General features: G+C 70.4%; 14 protein-coding genes. 12 read left to right on the plus strand and 2 right to left on the minus strand.

Annotated elements, in window-relative coordinates:
* Nucleotide 1 precedes the first annotated feature (1 nt).
* From C8K38_RS00385 to C8K38_RS00420, 8 genes are all read left to right on the plus strand, one after another.
* Complete coding sequence (locus C8K38_RS00385) at nucleotides 2-772, plus strand: TSUP family transporter (RefSeq protein ID WP_097209725.1); 771 nt, start codon at nucleotides 2-4, stop codon at nucleotides 770-772.
* 14 nt (nucleotides 773-786) lie between these two features.
* On the plus strand, nucleotides 787-2,316 hold the full coding sequence (locus C8K38_RS00390; protein ID WP_097209726.1) for a TldD/PmbA family protein: 1,530 nt from the start codon (nucleotides 787-789) through the stop codon (nucleotides 2,314-2,316).
* Nucleotides 2,316-3,680, plus strand: coding sequence for a metallopeptidase TldD-related protein (locus tag C8K38_RS00395; RefSeq protein WP_097209727.1), 1,365 nt, complete (start codon nucleotides 2,316-2,318; stop codon nucleotides 3,678-3,680). Before C8K38_RS00390 ends, C8K38_RS00395 begins: the two co-directional genes overlap by 1 nt.
* Nucleotides 3,680-4,054, plus strand: a complete 375-nt coding sequence (locus C8K38_RS00400; RefSeq protein WP_097209728.1) for a YchJ family protein — start codon at nucleotides 3,680-3,682, stop codon at nucleotides 4,052-4,054. Before C8K38_RS00395 ends, C8K38_RS00400 begins: the two co-directional genes overlap by 1 nt.
* Before the next feature lie 97 nt (nucleotides 4,055-4,151).
* The gene (locus tag C8K38_RS00405) at nucleotides 4,152-5,609 is read left to right on the plus strand and encodes a lipase maturation factor family protein (RefSeq protein ID WP_097209729.1); all 1,458 of its coding nucleotides are present in this window, start codon (nucleotides 4,152-4,154) and stop codon (nucleotides 5,607-5,609) included.
* Nucleotides 5,610-5,635: 26 nt separating this feature from the next.
* Nucleotides 5,636-6,022 (plus strand): RNA-binding S4 domain-containing protein, encoded by a 387-nt coding sequence (locus tag C8K38_RS00410; protein ID WP_097209730.1) that lies wholly within the window; start codon nucleotides 5,636-5,638, stop codon nucleotides 6,020-6,022.
* 121 nt (nucleotides 6,023-6,143) lie between these two features.
* A complete protein-coding gene (locus tag C8K38_RS27000; protein WP_179800403.1) occupies nucleotides 6,144-7,013 on the plus strand; it encodes a hypothetical protein in 870 nt (289 codons plus the stop codon).
* 126 nt (nucleotides 7,014-7,139) lie between these two features.
* Nucleotides 7,140-7,988, plus strand: coding sequence for a hypothetical protein (locus C8K38_RS00420; protein WP_143548362.1), 849 nt, complete (start codon nucleotides 7,140-7,142; stop codon nucleotides 7,986-7,988).
* Nucleotides 7,989-8,065: 77 nt separating this feature from the next.
* Here C8K38_RS00420 and C8K38_RS00425 read toward each other — a convergent pair whose 3' ends face one another.
* Both C8K38_RS00425 and cobN read right to left on the minus strand, forming a co-directional pair.
* Complete coding sequence (locus tag C8K38_RS00425; protein WP_097209733.1) at nucleotides 8,066-8,446, minus strand: PPOX class F420-dependent oxidoreductase; 381 nt, start codon at nucleotides 8,444-8,446, stop codon at nucleotides 8,066-8,068.
* A 29-nt stretch (nucleotides 8,447-8,475) separates the two neighbouring features.
* Complete coding sequence (gene cobN, locus C8K38_RS00430; RefSeq protein WP_097209734.1) at nucleotides 8,476-12,081, minus strand: cobaltochelatase subunit CobN; 3,606 nt, start codon at nucleotides 12,079-12,081, stop codon at nucleotides 8,476-8,478.
* Between the two features lie 191 nt (nucleotides 12,082-12,272).
* Between cobN and cobG the strand changes: the two genes are divergently transcribed.
* Genes cobG through C8K38_RS00450 form a run of 4 tightly spaced genes read left to right on the plus strand, consistent with a single transcriptional unit; the run spans nucleotide 12,273 to nucleotide 16,410 of the window.
* Entirely contained in the window at nucleotides 12,273-13,427 is a 1,155-nt protein-coding gene (cobG, locus tag C8K38_RS00435; protein WP_097209735.1) for a precorrin-3B synthase, read from the plus strand.
* Nucleotides 13,428-13,445: 18 nt separating this feature from the next.
* Nucleotides 13,446-14,069 carry a precorrin-8X methylmutase gene (locus C8K38_RS00440; RefSeq protein WP_097209736.1) on the plus strand — a complete coding sequence of 208 codons (624 nt, stop codon included), beginning with the start codon at nucleotides 13,446-13,448 and terminating at the stop codon, nucleotides 14,067-14,069.
* Entirely contained in the window at nucleotides 14,069-15,586 is a 1,518-nt protein-coding gene (gene cobJ, locus C8K38_RS00445; RefSeq protein WP_097209737.1) for a precorrin-3B C(17)-methyltransferase, read from the plus strand. Before C8K38_RS00440 ends, cobJ begins: the two co-directional genes overlap by 1 nt.
* Nucleotides 15,587-15,603: 17 nt before the next feature.
* The gene (locus tag C8K38_RS00450; RefSeq protein ID WP_097209738.1) at nucleotides 15,604-16,410 is read left to right on the plus strand and encodes a CPBP family intramembrane glutamic endopeptidase; all 807 of its coding nucleotides are present in this window, start codon (nucleotides 15,604-15,606) and stop codon (nucleotides 16,408-16,410) included.
* Nucleotides 16,411-16,450: the final 40 nt, after the last annotated feature.

Below are 16,450 nucleotides of genomic sequence, written 5' to 3' on the forward strand. Positions count from 1 at the left end.
CATGGCATGGTTCGACTGGGGTGTGTTGATGGTGGCGGCCACCGCGGCCGGCTGGGTCGATGCGGTGGTCGGCGGGGGTGGCCTGATCCTGCTCCCGGCGATCCTGATCACGATGCCTCAGCTGAGCCCGCAGATGGCGTTGGCGACGAACAAGCTGACGGCCGTCAACGGCACCGCCGCGGCTGTGTTCACCTTCAGCCGGAAGGTCGCCATGCAGTGGCGGCTGATGATCCCGGCCGCCGTGCTGGCCGCGCTGTTCGCCGGACTCGGGGCGGCCGCCGTGTCGCTGATCGACAAGGCGCTGTTCATCCCGATCGTCATGGTGTTGCTGGTCGCGATCGCGGTGTTCGTCACGATGCGACCGACACTGGGCACGACGCTCGCCCATCACCAGCCCAGTCGGATGCGGGTGTGGACGACGGTGCTGGTCGCGGGCGGCGTGATCGGGTTCTACGACGGGCTCCTCGGCCCCGGCACCGGCACCTTCCTGATTGTCACCTTCGCGGTGATGCTGGGAACGGAGTTCGTGCGCAGCGCCGCGATGGCCAAGGTGATCAACCTCGGCTCCAACCTCGGCGCCCTCATCTTCTTCGCGGCCACCGGGAACGTGTGGTGGACCCTGGGACTCGCCATGGCAGCCTGCAACGTGCTCGGCGCGGTGCTCGGCGCCAGAATGGCACTTGCCAAGGGCGCGGGCTTCATTCGGATCGTGCTGTTGGTGGTGGTCGTGGTGATGGTCATCCGGCTGGGCTGGCAGCAGTTCGCCCAGTAGGTAGCGTGTGACCCGTGACCGCCACCCGCGACGTCGACCCCGACTTCCTCGCCCTGCCGCTGCGCGCCCTCGCGGACGCCGCGTTGTCCGCCGCCCGGACCGCGGGCGCCACCCACGCCGATCTACGGGTGCACCGGCTGCTGACCCAGTCGATACGACTACGGGACGGTGCCGTGCAGTCCGCGGTCGACGGCGCGGAACTCGGCGTGGCGGTGCGAGTGGTGGTCGACGGGACCTGGGGATTCGCCTCGCACGCGGAACTGACCCCCGACGCCGCGGCCCGCACGGCGGCGCAGGCGGTCGAGGTGGCCAGGGCGCTGCGGGCGCTGAACCGGGAACGGGTGGAGTTGGCCCCGGAGCCCGTATACCCGGATGCGGTCTGGGTTTCCGGCTACGAGGTCGACCCGTTCGAGGTCCCGACGGCCGAGAAGATCGAGCTGCTCGGCGACTACTCGGCGCGGCTGTCCTCCGCCGACGGCGTGGACCACGTCACGGCGAGCGTGATGCAGGTCAAGGAACAGACCTTCTACGCGGACCTGGCCGGGTCGACCATCACCCAGCAGCGGGTCCGTCTGCATCCGCAGTTGGAGGCGACCGCCGTCGATCAGTCGGCGGGCAGCTTCGAGACCATGCGGACCCTTGCGCCCCCGGCCGGGCGTGGCTGGGAGTACCTGGGTGCCGGAGTCGGCCCGGGTTCCTGGGACTGGGCAACGGAACTCGCGCGGATCCCGGAATGGCTTGCCGAGAAGGCCAAGGCGCCATCGGTGACGTCTGGCCCGACGGACCTGGTCATCGACCCGACCAACCTGTGGCTGACCATTCACGAATCCATCGGCCACGCAACCGAGTACGACCGCGCCATCGGCTATGAGGCGGCATACGCGGGTACCTCGTTCGCGACCCCGGACCAGCTCGGCACCCTGCGATACGGGACCGAGATCATGCACGTGACCGCCGACCGCACCGAGGAGCACGGGCTCGCCAGTGTCGGGTACGACGACGACGGCGTCGGTTCGCAGCGCTGGGATCTGGTACGCGGTGGCACCCTCGTCGGCTATCAGCTCGACCGGGTGTTCGCTCCGCGGCTCGGCCTGGAACGTTCCAACGGATGCTCCTATGCGGACTCGCCCCACCACGTACCCATCCAGCGGATGGCGAACGTGTCGTTGCAGCCGGATCCCGAGCGCGACACCTCCACCGAGGATCTCATCAGCCGCGTCGAGGACGGGATCTACGTGGTCGGCGACAAGAGCTGGTCGATAGACATGCAGCGGTACAACTTCCAGTTCACCGGTCAGCGGTTCTTCCGGATCCGGAACGGCGTTCTCGATGGGCAGCTCCGGGATGTGGCGTACCAGGCCACCACGACCGACTTCTGGGGTTCGATGGAGGCCGTCGGCGGTGCCTCCACCTGGCAGCTGGGTGGCGCGTTCAACTGTGGGAAGGCCCAGCCTGGTCAGGTGGCGGCGGTCAGCCACGGTTGTCCCTCCGCGCTGTTCCGCGGTGTGAACGTGCTCAACACGCAGGCGGAGGGTGGCCGATGATGATCCAGGCGCAGGACGTGATCGAGCGGGCCCTCGCGCTGCGCACGGTGGACGAATCGATGGTGTTGGTCACCGATGCCAGCGAGGCATCGCTGCGCTGGGCCGGCAATTCGATGACCACGAACGGCGTGTCGACCTCGCGAAACTGGACCGTCATCTCGATCGTCCGCGACGCCGAGGGCGCGCACGTGGGGACGGTGAGCTCCAGCACCGTTGACCCGAAGCAGATCCCGGAGGTCGTGCGGGCGAGCGAGGAGGCGGCGCGGACCGCCCCACCCGCCGAGGACGCGATGGACCTGATGTCGGGTGCAGGCGTTCCCGACCCGGACTGGTCCGCGGCCGCGGCGTCGACAGGGATCGACGTGTTCGGCCGACTGGCGGGTGATCTCGCCGACGGGTTCGACGGCGCCGACCGGCTGTACGGCTTTGCGCACCATCAACTCCACACCACCTGGCTGGGCACCTCCAGCGGGGTACGCAGGCGTTTCACCCAGCCGACCGGCTCGGTGGAGATCAACGGCAAGCGCGGTGACGCCAGCGCGTGGGTCGGCGCGGGCACTGCCGACTTCGAGGACGTGTCGGTGCCGAGCCTGCTGGCTGAGCTGACCACCAGGCTGAACTGGTCCAAGCGCACGGTCGACCTGCCCGCGGGTCGCTACGAGACCCTGCTGCCTCCCTCCGCCGTGTCCGACCTGATGATCTACCTGATGTGGACGATGGAGGGCCGCGGCGCGGAGGAAGGGCACACCGCGCTGTCGAAGGCGGGCGGCACCCGGGTCGGTGAGCGGCTCAGCGATTTCCCGCTCACCCTGCGCTCGGACCCCATGGCGCCCGGACTCGAGTACGCACCCTTCGTCGCGACGACGACATCGAGCGACTCCCTCTCCCTCTTCGACAACGGCATGGATGTCGATCGGGTCGACTGGGTCCGTGACGGTGCCGTCAACGCGCTCGCCTACCCCCGCCACGCGGCGCAGGAGTTCGGGGCCACGGTGGCCGTGCCCGGCGACAACCTGCTGCTCACCGGCGGCGGTGCGGCGACCATCGACGAGATGGTCGCCCGGACCGAGCGCGGGCTGCTGCTGACCACGCTCTGGTACATCCGCGAGGTGGACCCGGCCACGCTGCTGCTCACGGGCCTGACCAGGGATGGGGTGTATCTGGTCGAGGACGGGGCGGTCACCGGCGCCGTCAACAACTTCCGTTTCAACGAGAGCCCGCTCGACCTGCTGCGGCGGGTCTCGGAGGTCGGGGCCACCGAGAGCACCCTCCCGCGCGAGTGGAAGGACTGGTTCACCCGAACCGCGATGCCGCCGCTGCGGATCCCCGACTTCCACATGTCGTCCGTGAGCCGGGCACAGTGATGACCCGCTGTCCCTGCCTCAGTGGTGAGACCTACGAGCGATGCTGCGGGCGGTTTCATTCCGGTGCCGCGGAGGCGCCGACCGCCGAGCAGCTGATGAGGTCCCGGTACAGCGCATTCGCGGTCGGCGACGCCGACTATCTGCTGCGGACCTGGCACCCGAGTACGCGCCCGGGGCGGCTGACCCTCGACCCCGATCAGCGCTGGACCCGGCTCGACATCCTCGGCCACACGGGCGGCGGGCTGCTGGAAAACGAGGGCACGGTCGAGTTCGAGGCACACTACGTGCACTCCGGGCAGCGGGACTCGCTCCGCGAGCACAGTCGGTTCGTGCGCGAGGACGGGCGCTGGTCGTACCTGGACGCCCTCGACTGACTTCTCGCCGCGGGATTCGCACCCACGCCATCGGGGGTATCGAGGAGTAACGTCCGGCAGAGGCGGGAATCCCCCGCGATCGCCCCAGGCGGCGACGGTGGACTGGTTCAACGCGGATGGCTATTGGCTCGGGCGGCTGCTCTTCACGGAAGGCCTCGCCGCCATCTACCTGACCGCGTTTCTCGTGGCAGTCAACCAGTTCCGGGCCCTGATCGGCAGCAACGGGATGCTCCCCGTCCCCGACCATCTGGCGACGGCATCGTTCCGGCGGTCACCGAGCCTGTTCCACCTGTACTACTCCGATCGGTTCTTCGCTGCCGTTGCGTGGACCGGGGCCGGGCTGGCGGCACTCGGCGTGCTGGGTGTCACCGCCCGGCTCCCGCTGCCCGCGCACATGCTGGTGTGGTTCGCGATGTGGCTGCTGTACCTGTCGATCGTCAACGTCGGCCAGGTCTGGTACGGGTTCGGCTGGGAGTCGCTGCTGCTCGAGGTCGGTTTCCTGGCCGTCTTCCTTGGCAACGCCGACACCGCGCCACCGTTGGCCATCCTGCTGTTACTGCGGTGGTTGCTGTTCCGGCTCGAATTCGGCGCCGGGATGATCAAGATCCGCGGGGACTCCTGCTGGCGCGACCTGACCTGCCTGTACTACCACCACGAGACGCAGCCGATGCCGGGACCGCTGAGCTGGTATTTCCACCGACTCCCCCGGCCGCTGCACCGGGTCGAGGTCGCGGGCAATCACCTGGCGCAGCTGGTGATGCCCTTCGGACTGTTCGCCCCGCAACCGGTCGCCGCGATCGCGGCGGGCTTGATGATCGTGACGCAGCTGTGGCTGGTGGCCAGCGGCAACTTCGCGTGGCTGAACTGGCTCGCCCTGGTGCTGGCGGTGTCGGTGCTGCCGGACAGCGTGCTCGGCGTGGTCCTGCCGATCGGCACACCCGCCGAGACCGGGACCACCCCGCCTGCCTTCGTGGTCGTGGTGATCGCGGTGACCGCCCTGGTCCTCGTGCTCAGCTACTGGCCGGCGCGCAACCTGGCCTCGCACAGCCAACTGATGAATGCCTCGTTCAATGCCTGGCACCTGGTCAACACCTACGGCGCGTTCGGCCACGTCACCCGGATCCGGTACGAGGTGATCGTGGAGGGCACCGAGGCCGCGCACCTCACCCCCGACGCGGTCTGGCGGGAGTACGAGTTCAAGGGCAAGCCGGGAGACCTCCGGCGGCGGCCCCGCCAGTTCGCTCCGTACCACCTGCGCCTCGACTGGCTGATGTGGTTCGCCGCGATCTCTCCCGGCTACGCCAGGGGGTGGTTCGTCGCGTTCGCCGAGAAACTGCTCCAGAACGACGCCGCGACGCTGGCGCTGATCCGGCACAACCCGTTTGCGGAGTCGCCGCCCACCTTCGTGCGGGCGCGCCTGTTCCGCTACCGGTTCAGCACCCGGCGGGAGCGCCGAGACAGCGGCGTGTGGTGGCACCGGACCCCGGTCTCGGACTACCTGCCGCCCGTCCGGCTGGCGGTCGGGCCTGCGGGCGACGGAGCGAATCGGGGCTGAACGGTCCGCTCGGTACCCTGGACGGCATGTCGAGCGGGGAAGCCACCAGCGTGCGGGTGGACAGCTGGGCGTGGTCCGTGCGCCTGTTCAAGACGCGCTCCGCCGCGGCCGCCGCGTGCCGGGCAGGCCACGTGCGGGTGAACGGGGTGTCGGCCAAACCCGCGCAGCCGGTGCAGATGGACGACGAGGTGCGGGTCCGCGTCGCGGGCACCGAACGGATAGTCGTGGTGGCCAGGCTCATCCGCAAGCGGGTCGGGGCGCCCGAGGCCGCGCTGTGCGTGATCGACAGGACACCTCCTCCGCCGCCGCGTGAGGAACTGATCGCCCTGCCGCGCCGGGATCGTGGATCCGGTCGACCCACCAAACATGAACGGCGCGAGCTCAATAGGCTGCGCGGCTTCAACGACGACTGACTTTCAGGCGCCCGCGGAATCATCTCACCCATTCTCGATATGCGGCGCGAAATCTCGTGCCATGCTTCCCCCCGCCGGTGGCGACCGCCACCGAATCGGCGTGATCTCGGAGGAGCAATCGATGATGGGTCGGGTTCGACAGGGTTCGGTGTGGGGGCACCGTGCGGTGAAGGTTGCCGCGGCAATGGGGCTTACCGCGGCGTGCGCGTCGGCGGGCCTGATCAGCGCGGGCGGGGCATCCGCGACCGTCTTCTGTGCCACCGAGATCGGGCACACCACGTGCTCCTATGACAGCTACGGCCCCCACGAGTACTTCGTCGATGTGCCGGCAGGCATCACCTCGGTGAAGGTGACCGCGAACGGTGCCAACGGTGGCGGATTTCGGGGTGGACGCGGCGGCGTGGTCACCGCCGACCTCCCCGTGACGCCAGGGCAGCGGCTCTACATCATGGTGGGCAACGGCGGCGGGTCGGGATTGAACCCGGGCGGCGGGTTCGCCGCGGTCGCAACGGAATCTGCCGAGGGCAGCTGGACCGCCGGCATGAACTCACGCCTGCTGGTTGCGCCCGGTGGCGGTGGCGGCGGCGCGGGTGTGGGCGGTGACGCGGGCGCCGCGGCGCCCGGCGCCGGAGGCGGACAAGCCGGTACCGATACCGCGGGGGGCACGGCCGGCATCGGCGGCACCGACGGTGCGTTCGGCACCGGTGGCGCGGGCGGTCTGGTCGGCTCGGGCGGTGGCGGCGGCTACTTCGGTGGTGGTGGCGGGTTGAACGGCGGCGGCGGATCCTTCCTGGTCCCGGCCGGTGGCAGCACCGCGCTCGCCCCGGCAGGCGCTTCCGTCGCGCGGGTCGTCGTCGAGTTCGACTCGTCCTATGTGGGCGCCAGTGGCAGCTCCGACAGCGGCAGCGGCTCCGGCAGCGCGGGAAGCTCCGACTCCGGCAGCGCGGGCAGCTCCGGCGGCTCGGGAAGCGTGGGTAGCTCCGCGTCCTGACGCGGGGTGTAAACCCAGCGTCCAGTTCGCTGCGTCAATGTGCCCACCTCGCGTCCGGGAACATGGCATGCTTCCAGCGCCGGTGGCGATCGCCCCGGATCGATTAGGACTCTGCGAGGTTTGTTGATGCAAGGGCGTGTGTGGGCGGCGGGCTCGATGGGGATGCGGCGAACCGTGGGACTGGCCGCGACGGTGGGTATGACGGCAGCCGTCGCGGCCGCGGTCACCGGCGGTACCGGCGTTGCCGCCGCCGGCGACAAGATCGTGGGATGCGCGCAGTCGGGGATTCTCGTCAACTGCATGGTCAACGTCGAAGGCGAGCATGTCCTCGACATCCCCGCCGGCGTGACCTCGGTGACGGTGACCGCGATCGGTGAGGCAGGCAAGGGCGGGGTCGGCGCAGGCGGGCTCGGCGGTCGTGTCACCGCGGACCTCCCCGTTACCCCGGGATCGAAGCTGTACATCCTCGTCGGTGAGGGTGGCGGTTCCGGTGGCGGCTTCTCCGGAACCGCCACCGAGTCGATCAAGCAGGACCGGGAGAAGGGCCTGCGCTCCCGCACGCTCGTCGCTCCCGGCGGGGGTGCGGGAAGCCTCGGGGCAGGCGGCAATGCAGGCGTCTCCGCGGCGGGTGCCGCGGGCGGCAAGGCAGGCACCGCGACCGCGGGCGGTGCGGGCGGCACCGGATCTCCGTCCGGCGCGGCAGGCGTGCTCGGTGACGGTGGCGCGGGTGCCGACTCCGGCGGTGCCGGCGGCGCCGGCTACTTCGGTGGTGGCGGCGGCGCCGCGGGCGCCGGTGGCGGCGGCGGGTCCTTCCTGGTCCCCTCCGGTGGCAGCGAAAAGCTCGCCGCCGCAGGCGAGGAGGCGAAGGTGACGCTCCGGTTCAACTCGCTCAACCCGATCATCCCGATCCCCGGACTCCCCGATCTCAGCCAGTTCGGCAGCGCAGATCTGGGTGGCTCATCCTTCGGTAGCTGACCGATCACCTCAGAAGTCCGAGGCCCGCACCGGCGAATCGCCGGTGCGGGCCTCGTCCTTCTTGTGTCGACCGGCGATCAGGGTGTGGTGACGGCCAGGCCGATTGTGCCGGTCTTACCGCGGCGCAGCAGGCTGCCCTTGACCGTGAGCCAGCCGAGGATCCCGTACTTGCGGGTGATGACCTCGCGGGCGTGCTCCGTCCCGGCGTCGTCCAGCACCACCGCGGTCGCCTCGATCGCGTCACCCTTTTGATTGCCGCGCACGTCGCAGGGCGCGACCGTCACCTGCGGGTTCCGACGGATCCGCTTGACCTTCCAGGAGTCGGTGACCGTCCACAGCAGCAGGCGGTCGCCGTCGAGCGCCGCCCACAGCGGGGTCGGGACCGCCGAGCCGTCCTTGCGGAAGGTGGTCAGCAGGACGTACTTGGCGGCACCGATCTCGCTCAGCGTGGGGCTCATGGGCATCAGCCTAGGGGCAACCGGCCCGACTACTCCCCCTCGAGCTCACCTTCGGTCTCCAGGTAGACCTGTCGCAGCCCGTCCAGCGTCTGCTGTTCCGGCTGCTCCCACATGTCGCGCTCGGCGGCCTCGAGCAGCCGCTCCGCGATCCCGTGCAGGGCCCAGGGATTGGACTCGGTCATGAACTTGCGATTCTGCTCGTCCAGCACGTAGGTCTCGGCAAGCTTCTCGTACATCCAGTCCGCGACGACGTTGGTCGTGGCGTCGTACCCGAACAAATAGTCGACGGTCGCGGCCATCTCGAAGGCGCCCTTGTAGCCGTGCCTGCGCATCGCCTCGAGCCAGCGCGGGTTGACCACCCGCGCGCGGAACACCCGGGCGGTCTCCTCCGACAGCGTGCGGGTGCGGACGGCCTCGGGGCGGGTGCTGTCGCCGATGTAGGCCTCCGGCGACTTCCCGGTCAGCGCGCGGACGGTGGCGACCATGCCGCCGTGGTACTGGAAGTAGTCGTCGGAGTCGGCGATGTCGTGCTCTCGGGTGTCGGTGTTCTTGGCTGCCACCGCGATTCGCCGGTAGGCGGTGCGCATGTCGTCGGAGGCGGGCGCGCCGTCGAGGCCTCGGCCGTAGGCGTAGCCGCCCCAGGTCGTGTACACCTCGGCGAGGTCGGAGTCGTTGCGCCAGCTCTTCGAGTCGATCAGCTGCAGCAGGCCCGCGCCGTAGGTGCCAGGCTTGGACCCGAAGATGCGGGTGGTGGCCCGGCGGTCGTCACCGTGCTCGGCCAGGTCCGCCTGCGCATGGGCGCGGATGTAGTTGCTCTCGGCGGGCTCGTCCACGGCAGCGACCATCCGGACCGCGTCGTCGAGCAGCGCCAGCACGTGCGGGAAGGCATCCCGGAAAAAGCCGCTGATCCGGACGGTCACATCCACGCGGGGCCTGCCCAGCTCCTCCAGCGAGATGACCTCCAGGCTGGTGACGCGGCGCGACGCCTCGTCCCAGACCGGCCGGACACCCAGCAGGGCAAAAACTTCCGCGATGTCGTCGCCGGAGGTGCGCATCGCGGAGGTGCCCCAGACGGACAGCCCGACGGAGCGCGGGTACTCGCCGTGGTCGGCCAGGTAGCGGGCAAGCAGCGACTCGGCCATCGCCTGACCGGTCTCCCATGCCAGCCGCGACGGCACCGCCTTCGGATCCACCGAGTAGAAGTTGCGGCCGGTGGGCAGCACGTTGACCAGACCGCGCAGCGGCGACCCGCTGGGCCCGGCGGCGATGAACCGGCCGTCGAGCGCGCGCAGCACCTGGGCGATCTCGCCTGCGGTCTGCCGCAGCCGAGGCACCACCTCCGCCGCCGCGAACTCCAGTACGGCCACCACCTGTTCGCCGTGGTCGGCGCCGATCCGTGCCGCGGCGGCCGGGGCCCAGTCAGCGGCCTGCAGGTCCGCTACCAGCCGGTGCGCGATCTCCTCGATGGCGTCGACCTTGGTGCGGGCCTCGTCGCCGTCCTCGCTCAGCCCCAGCGCCTCGCGCAGGCCGGGGACGGTGCGTTCGCCGCCCCACATCTGCCGGGCCCGCAGGATCGCGAGCACCAGCTCGACCTCCGCGTCGCCCTCGGGTGCCTTGCCGAGGATGTGCAGCCCGTCGCGGATCTGTACGTCCTTGATCTCGCACAGCCAGCCGTCGACGTGCAGCAGCATGTCGTCGAAGACGTCCTCGTCCGGGCGCTCCGCGAGGCCCAGGTCGTGGTCCATCTTCGCCGCACGCATCAGCGTCCAGATCTGCTGGCGGATCGCGGGCAGCTTCGCCGGGTCGAGCGCCGAGATGTTGGAGTGCTCGTCGAGCAGCTGCTCGAGGCGCGAGATGTCGCCGTAGCTCTCGGCGCGGGCCATCGGTGGGATCAGGTGGTCGACCAGGGTCGCGTGGGCGCGGCGCTTGGCCTGGGTGCCCTCGCCCGGATCGTTCACCAGGAACGGGTAGATCAGCGGCAGCTCGCCGAGCGCGGCGTCGGTGCCGCAGGACGCGGACATGCCGAGCGTCTTGCCGGGCAGCCACTCCAGGTTCCCGTGCTTGCCCAGGTGTACCACCGCGTCCGCGCCGAAGCCGCCCTCGTCCTGACGGGCGGCCAGCCAACGGTAGGCGGCGAGGTAGTGATGGCTCGGCGGCAGATCCGGATCGTGATAGATGGCAACGGGATTCTCGCCGAAGCCGCGGGGCGGCTGCACCATCAGGACCACGTTGCCGACCGGCATCGCGGCGATGACGATCTCGCCGTCGGGGTCGGACGACCGGTCCACGTACAGCTCGCCCGGCGCAGCGCCCCAGTGCTTCTCGACGCCTTCGCGCAGGTCCTGCGGCAGCGTGGCGAACCACTGCCGGTACCGCGCCGCGGAGATGCGGATCGGGTTGCCCTCGAGCTGCTCCGCCGTCAGCCAGTCCGGGTCCTGCCCGCCCGCCGCGATGAGCGCATGGATCAGGGCGTCGCCGTCGCCTGCCGCCAGACCGGGCAGCGCGTCGTCTCCGTCGAGCGGCCCGAGGTCGTATCCGGCAGCGCGCATCTCGGTGAGCAGCGCGATCGCGCTGGCCGGGGTGTCCAGGCCGACGGCGTTGCCGATACGGGCGTGCTTGGTGGGATAGGCGGAGAGCATCAGCGCGATCCGCTTCTCCGCGAGGGGGATGTGCCGCAGCCGGGCGTGCCGCACCGCGATGCCGGCGACCCGGGCCGCCCGCTCGGGGTCGGGCACATACGCGGTGAGGCCGTCGGCGTCGATCTCCTTGAACGAGAAGGGAACCGTGATCAGCCGGCCGTCGAACTCGGGCACCGCGACCTGCGTCGCCACGTCCATCGGCGAGAGGCCGTCGTCATTGGACTCCCAGGCCTCGCGGCTGCTGGTCAGGCACAGGCCCTGCAGGATGGGCACGTCGAGCGCGGCCAGTTCGGTGACATCCCAGGCCTCGTCGTCCTCCCCCGCCGATGCGCCCGCGGGCTTGGTGCCGCCCGCCGCGAGGACGGTCACGACCATCGCGTCGACGGTGCCGAGCGTCGTCAGCAGCTCCGGCTCGGCCGTGCGCAGCGAGGCGCAGAAGAGGGGCAGCGCGTTGGCGCCTGCGGCCTCGATTGCGCGGCACAGCGCCTCGACGTACTCGGTGTTGCCTGCCAGATGCTGGGCGCGGTAGTAGAGCACCGCGATGGTGGGGCCGTCGATCTCCGCGACCGCGCCCCGCTCCAGGTGACCCCAGGTGGGGGTGTGCACCGGCGGCTCGAATCCGTACCCGGTGAGCAGCACGGTGTCGGTGAGGAAATGGTGCAACTGGAGCAGGTTCTGCGGGCCGCCCTCGGCCAGGTACGAATGCGCCTCGGCGGACACGCCGCCCGGCACCGTCGAGTGCTCCATCAGCTCGGCATCCGGGGCGAGCTCGCCGCCGAGCACCACCGTCGGCAGGCCTGCGGCGAGGACGGCGTCGAGCCCGTCCTCCCAGGCGCGGCGGCCACCGAGGATGCGCACGACCACCAGCTCGACCCCCTCGAGCAGACCGGGCAGGTCGTCCACCAGGAGCCGGGACGGGTTCGCCCAGCGGTACTCCGCGCCGCTGGCACGGGCGCTGAGCAGGTCGGTGTCGGACGTCGACAGCAGCAGGATCACGGTGAGGCCTCCTCGGGGTTTTCGCGCCCCATCGGTTCGGAACGGCAGCGGCGGAGGGTCTGGCTCCCCGGTGCCCGCGGGCAGGCGGTCGGGTGACAGTGGCGCGACCGCACCGGATTCCCACCGGTTTCCTCTCGAGCTGCCGCAAGCGCCGCTGATGCTACCGGTGCAGGGACGTAACCTTGGAGACGATGTCCGCTGAACCGAACACCCCCGACCGTTCCCGCCCCGACGCCTGCCCCGGAGCCCTCCAGGTACACCAGGCGGCGGACGGCGCGCTGGCCCGGGTGCGGCTGCCCGGCGGTTTCCTCGAACCCGGTCAGCTGCAGGCGCTGGCCGAGGCGTCCCGCGAACTCGCGGCAGGTGAGCTGGAGCTGACCTCGCGCGGCAATGTGCAGCTGCGCGCGGTCACCGACCCCGACCGGTTCGCCGAGCGGCTGGCCGAGATCGGCCTGCTGCCCTCGGCCACCCACGAACGGGTGCGAAACATCCTCGCCAGTCCCCTGTCCGGGCGGATCGGTGGGCTGGTCGACGTGCGCGACTGGGTGCGCGAACTCGACCGCGGCCTCTGCGCCGACCCGGTGCTGGCGCAGCTGCCGGGACGGGTGATGTTCTCCCTCGACGACGGCCGTGGCGACGTCTCGGGGCTGTCCGCGGACCTCGGGCTACATGCCGTCGGCGCCGACGAGGTCACCCTGGTCCTGGCCGGCCGCGACTCCGGCGCCCGGATCCCCGCGGCCGACGGGGTGTCGGTGCTGCTCGAGGCCGCCCGACACCTGCTGGAGATCCGGGGGGAGCAGTGGCGGCTGCACGAGATCGACGGCGGTCCCGAGCGGATCCTCGCCGGTCTCGGCCTGCGGGCCACGGTGGAGCCCGTCGACGTGACAGGTGACGGGGCCGGACCGATCGGCTGGCTCGATCACGGCGACGGTGGCGTCACCCTGGCCGCCGGCCTCGCACTGGGAGCGATCCCCGCGCGCACCGCAGAGTTCCTGGCCGCGGTCGGCAAGCCCCTTGTCGTGACGCCCTGGCGATCGGTGCTGCTGTGCGACCTCGACGAATGGACCGCGGAGCAGGTCGTGCGGGTGCTCGCGCCGATGGGCCTGATCTTCGACGCCGCCTCGCCCTGGCTGCAGGTCAGTGCCTGCACGGGAAGCCCCGGCTGCGCCAAGTCCCTTGCCGATGTCCGCGGCGACCTCGGTGCGGCGGTGGCGGCCGGGGAGCTGCCGGTGGAGGGCAGGCAGCACTGGGTGGGCTGCGACCGCAAATGCGGCAGGCCCCGCGGGGAGGTAGCCGACGTGGTGGCCACCGGCGACGGCTACCGGGTGGACCGACGGCCGCGCTGACCCCATATCGTGTGGCGCATGACCGACTACATCCGCGACGGCGCCGAGATCTACCGTCAGTCCTTCGCCACCATCAGGGCCGAAGCTGACCTGGGCCGGTTCCCGGCGGACGTATCGCAGGTGGTGGTGCGGATGATCCACGCGTCGGGACAGGTCGACCTGGTCGACGACATCGCGTTCACCCCCGGCGTCGTCGAGTCCGCCCGTGCCGCGCTGCGGGCCGGCGCACCGATCCTGTGTGACGCGACCATGGTCGCCGCGGGGGTCACCCGCAAGCGGCTGCCCGCGAACAACGAGGTGCTGTGCGCCCTGGCAGATCCCCGGGTCCCCGTGATCGCCGAGCAGCTGGGCAACACCCGATCCGCCGCCGCGCTCGAGCTGTGGGGCGACAAGCTGGACGGCGCGGTTGTCGCGATCGGCAACGCCCCGACCGCGCTGTTCCACCTGCTCGACATGATCGATCAGGGCGCACCGCGCCCGGCCGCGATCGTGGGTGGACCGGTGGGGTTCATCGGCGCCGCCGAGTCCAAGGACGAGCTGATCGCCCGCGGCGGCTCCGAGTACCTGGTCGTCCGTGGCCGCCGCGGCGGCAGCGCGATCACCGCGGCCGCGCTCAACGCCATCGCCAGCGAGGTGGAGTGATGGTGGATCACGTCACCCCCGGCAAGCTCTGGGGCATCGGGCTCGGCCCGGGCGATCCGGAGCTGGTGACGGTGAAGGCGGCCCGGATCATCGCCGAGGCCGACGTCATCGCGTTCCACAGCGCCAGGCACGGCCGCAGCATCTCGCGCGCCGTCGCGCAGCCCTACATGCGGGACGGCCAGATCGAGGAACACCTGGTCTACCCGGTCACCACCGAGACGGTCGATCACCCCGGCGGCTACCAGGGCGCGATCGACGAGTTCTACGCGGTGGCCGCGGAGCGGTTGGCGAAGCATCTCGAGTCGGGTCGGACGGTGGCGCTGCTGGCGGCCGGCGACCCACTCTTCTACAGCTCGTACATGCACATGCACAAGCGGTTGCAGGACCGGTTCGAGGCGGAGGTGATCCCGGGCGTCACCTCGATCAGCGCGGCCTCCGCCGCGCTCGGCACTCCCCTCGTCGAGCGCGACGAGATCCTCACCGTGCTGCCGGGAACCCTTCCCGTCGAGGAGCTGACCAGGAGGTTGCGGGAGACCGATTCGGCCGCGATCCTCAAGCTCGGCCGCACCTTTCCCGCCGTGCGGCAGGCGCTCACCGATTCCGGCCGGCTCGCCGAGGCGAGCTACGTCGAACGGGCCAGCACCCCCAAACAGCGGGTGATCGCGGCCGCCGACGTGGACGAGTCGCAGGTGCCCTACTTCTCGATCGCACTGGTGCCGAGTCCGTCGAACAACGGGGCCGCGGCGGATCGGGCCGCGGCGACAGGTCCGTCGACGGGTTACGTCACCGTGGTCGGGCTCGGGCCAGGCGACGAGGCATGGACCACCCCCGAGGTGCGCGCGGAGCTGGCTCGCGCGACCGACGTCGTCGGGTACACCACCTATGTCAACCGGGTGCCCGTGATCGACGGCCAGAACCGGCACGCGAGCGACAACAAGGTCGAATCCGAGCGTGCGGCAATGGCGTTGGACCTGGCCAAGCGCGGAGCGCGGGTGGTCGTGGTGTCCTCCGGTGACCCCGGCGTGTTCGCGATGGCCGCCGCGGTGATCGAGATGGCCGCCGAGGACCAGTGGTCCGGCGTCCCGGTCCGGGTGCTGCCCGGCATGACCGCGGCCAACGCCGTCGCGAGCCGCGTCGGTGCCCCGCTCGGTCACGACTACGCGGTGATCTCGCTCTCCGATCGGCTCAAGCCGTGGGACATCGTCGCCAAGCGGATCTCCGCGGTGGCCGCGGCGGACATGGCGATAGCCGTGTACAACCCGGCCTCGCGCTCGCGCACCTGGCAGGTGGGCGCGATGCGGGACCTGCTGCTCGAGCATCGCGATCCCGCGACTCCGGTCATCATCGGCCGTGACGTCGCGGGTCCGCAGGAGAGCGTTCGGATCGTCACCCTCGGTGAGCTCGACCCGTCCGAGATCGACATGCGCTGCCTGCTGATCATCGGCTCCTCGCTGACCACCGTGGTCAAGGGCGCCGAGGGCACGATGGTGTTCACGCCTCGCCGCTACCCGGCCTGAGATCCGATAAGTAGCGAATGAGTTCTTCGAACGCACACGTGCAGCCTGCCCACGAGTCGATGCCGCCGACCGAGCGGTTCGGCCGACTGATCGAGCGTCGCGACGACGCCGATTTCCCGTTCTACAACGGTGTCCCCACGGCGCTGTCGATCCGGCAGTGGCTCTTGGTGTGGGCCTCCGTGGTGGTGGGCTTCGCCGCACTGGTACTCATCCCGCAGCCCAACAACGTGGTGGCTCTGATTCCGCGGATTTTGTTCGTCGGCATCCCGCTGGTCGTGCTGGCGACCGTGACGCGAGAGCACTGGCGGGCGCTGTTCCGCAGAGTGCGCGGCCGCGACGTCCTGACGATGATCGGGTTCGCCCTTCTCAATCTGGTCGTCACATTCGCGTTGGCGTTCATCGTCTCGTCCCTCTTCGGTGTGTCCTCCAACGAGGCGATCGACGAGGCGGGCAAGGGCAGCACGCTCGACACCGTCGCGTTCTACGTGGGCACCGGGTTCCAGTTGGTCGGTGAGGAGGTCTTCACCATCCTGCCGTTCCTCGCGGTGCTGTACTTCCTGTTCGCCAAGGCAAAGGTCTCCCGCAAGACCGCGATCGTCCTGGCCTGGCTGCTCAGTTCGGCCTGGTTCGCGGCCGCCCACCTGCCGACCTACGACTGGAACTTCGCCCAGGCGTTCATCATCATCGGCGGGGCCCGGGTGGTGCTGACCCTGGCCTACATCCGCACGAAGAATCTGTGGGTTTCGGCCGGCGCGCACATCATCAACGACTGGACGCTGTTCACCCAGGCCGTCGTGGTCAACGCGGCGCTGATGGCCATCTGAGGCGACGCGATTGCGGCGCCGAACCCGGTTGACGCGGTTG

Origin of the sequence: Rhodococcus sp. OK611 (assembly GCF_003050885.1) — a bacterium.
Lineage (GTDB): Bacteria > Actinomycetota > Actinomycetes > Mycobacteriales > Mycobacteriaceae > Rhodococcus_G > Rhodococcus_G oryzae.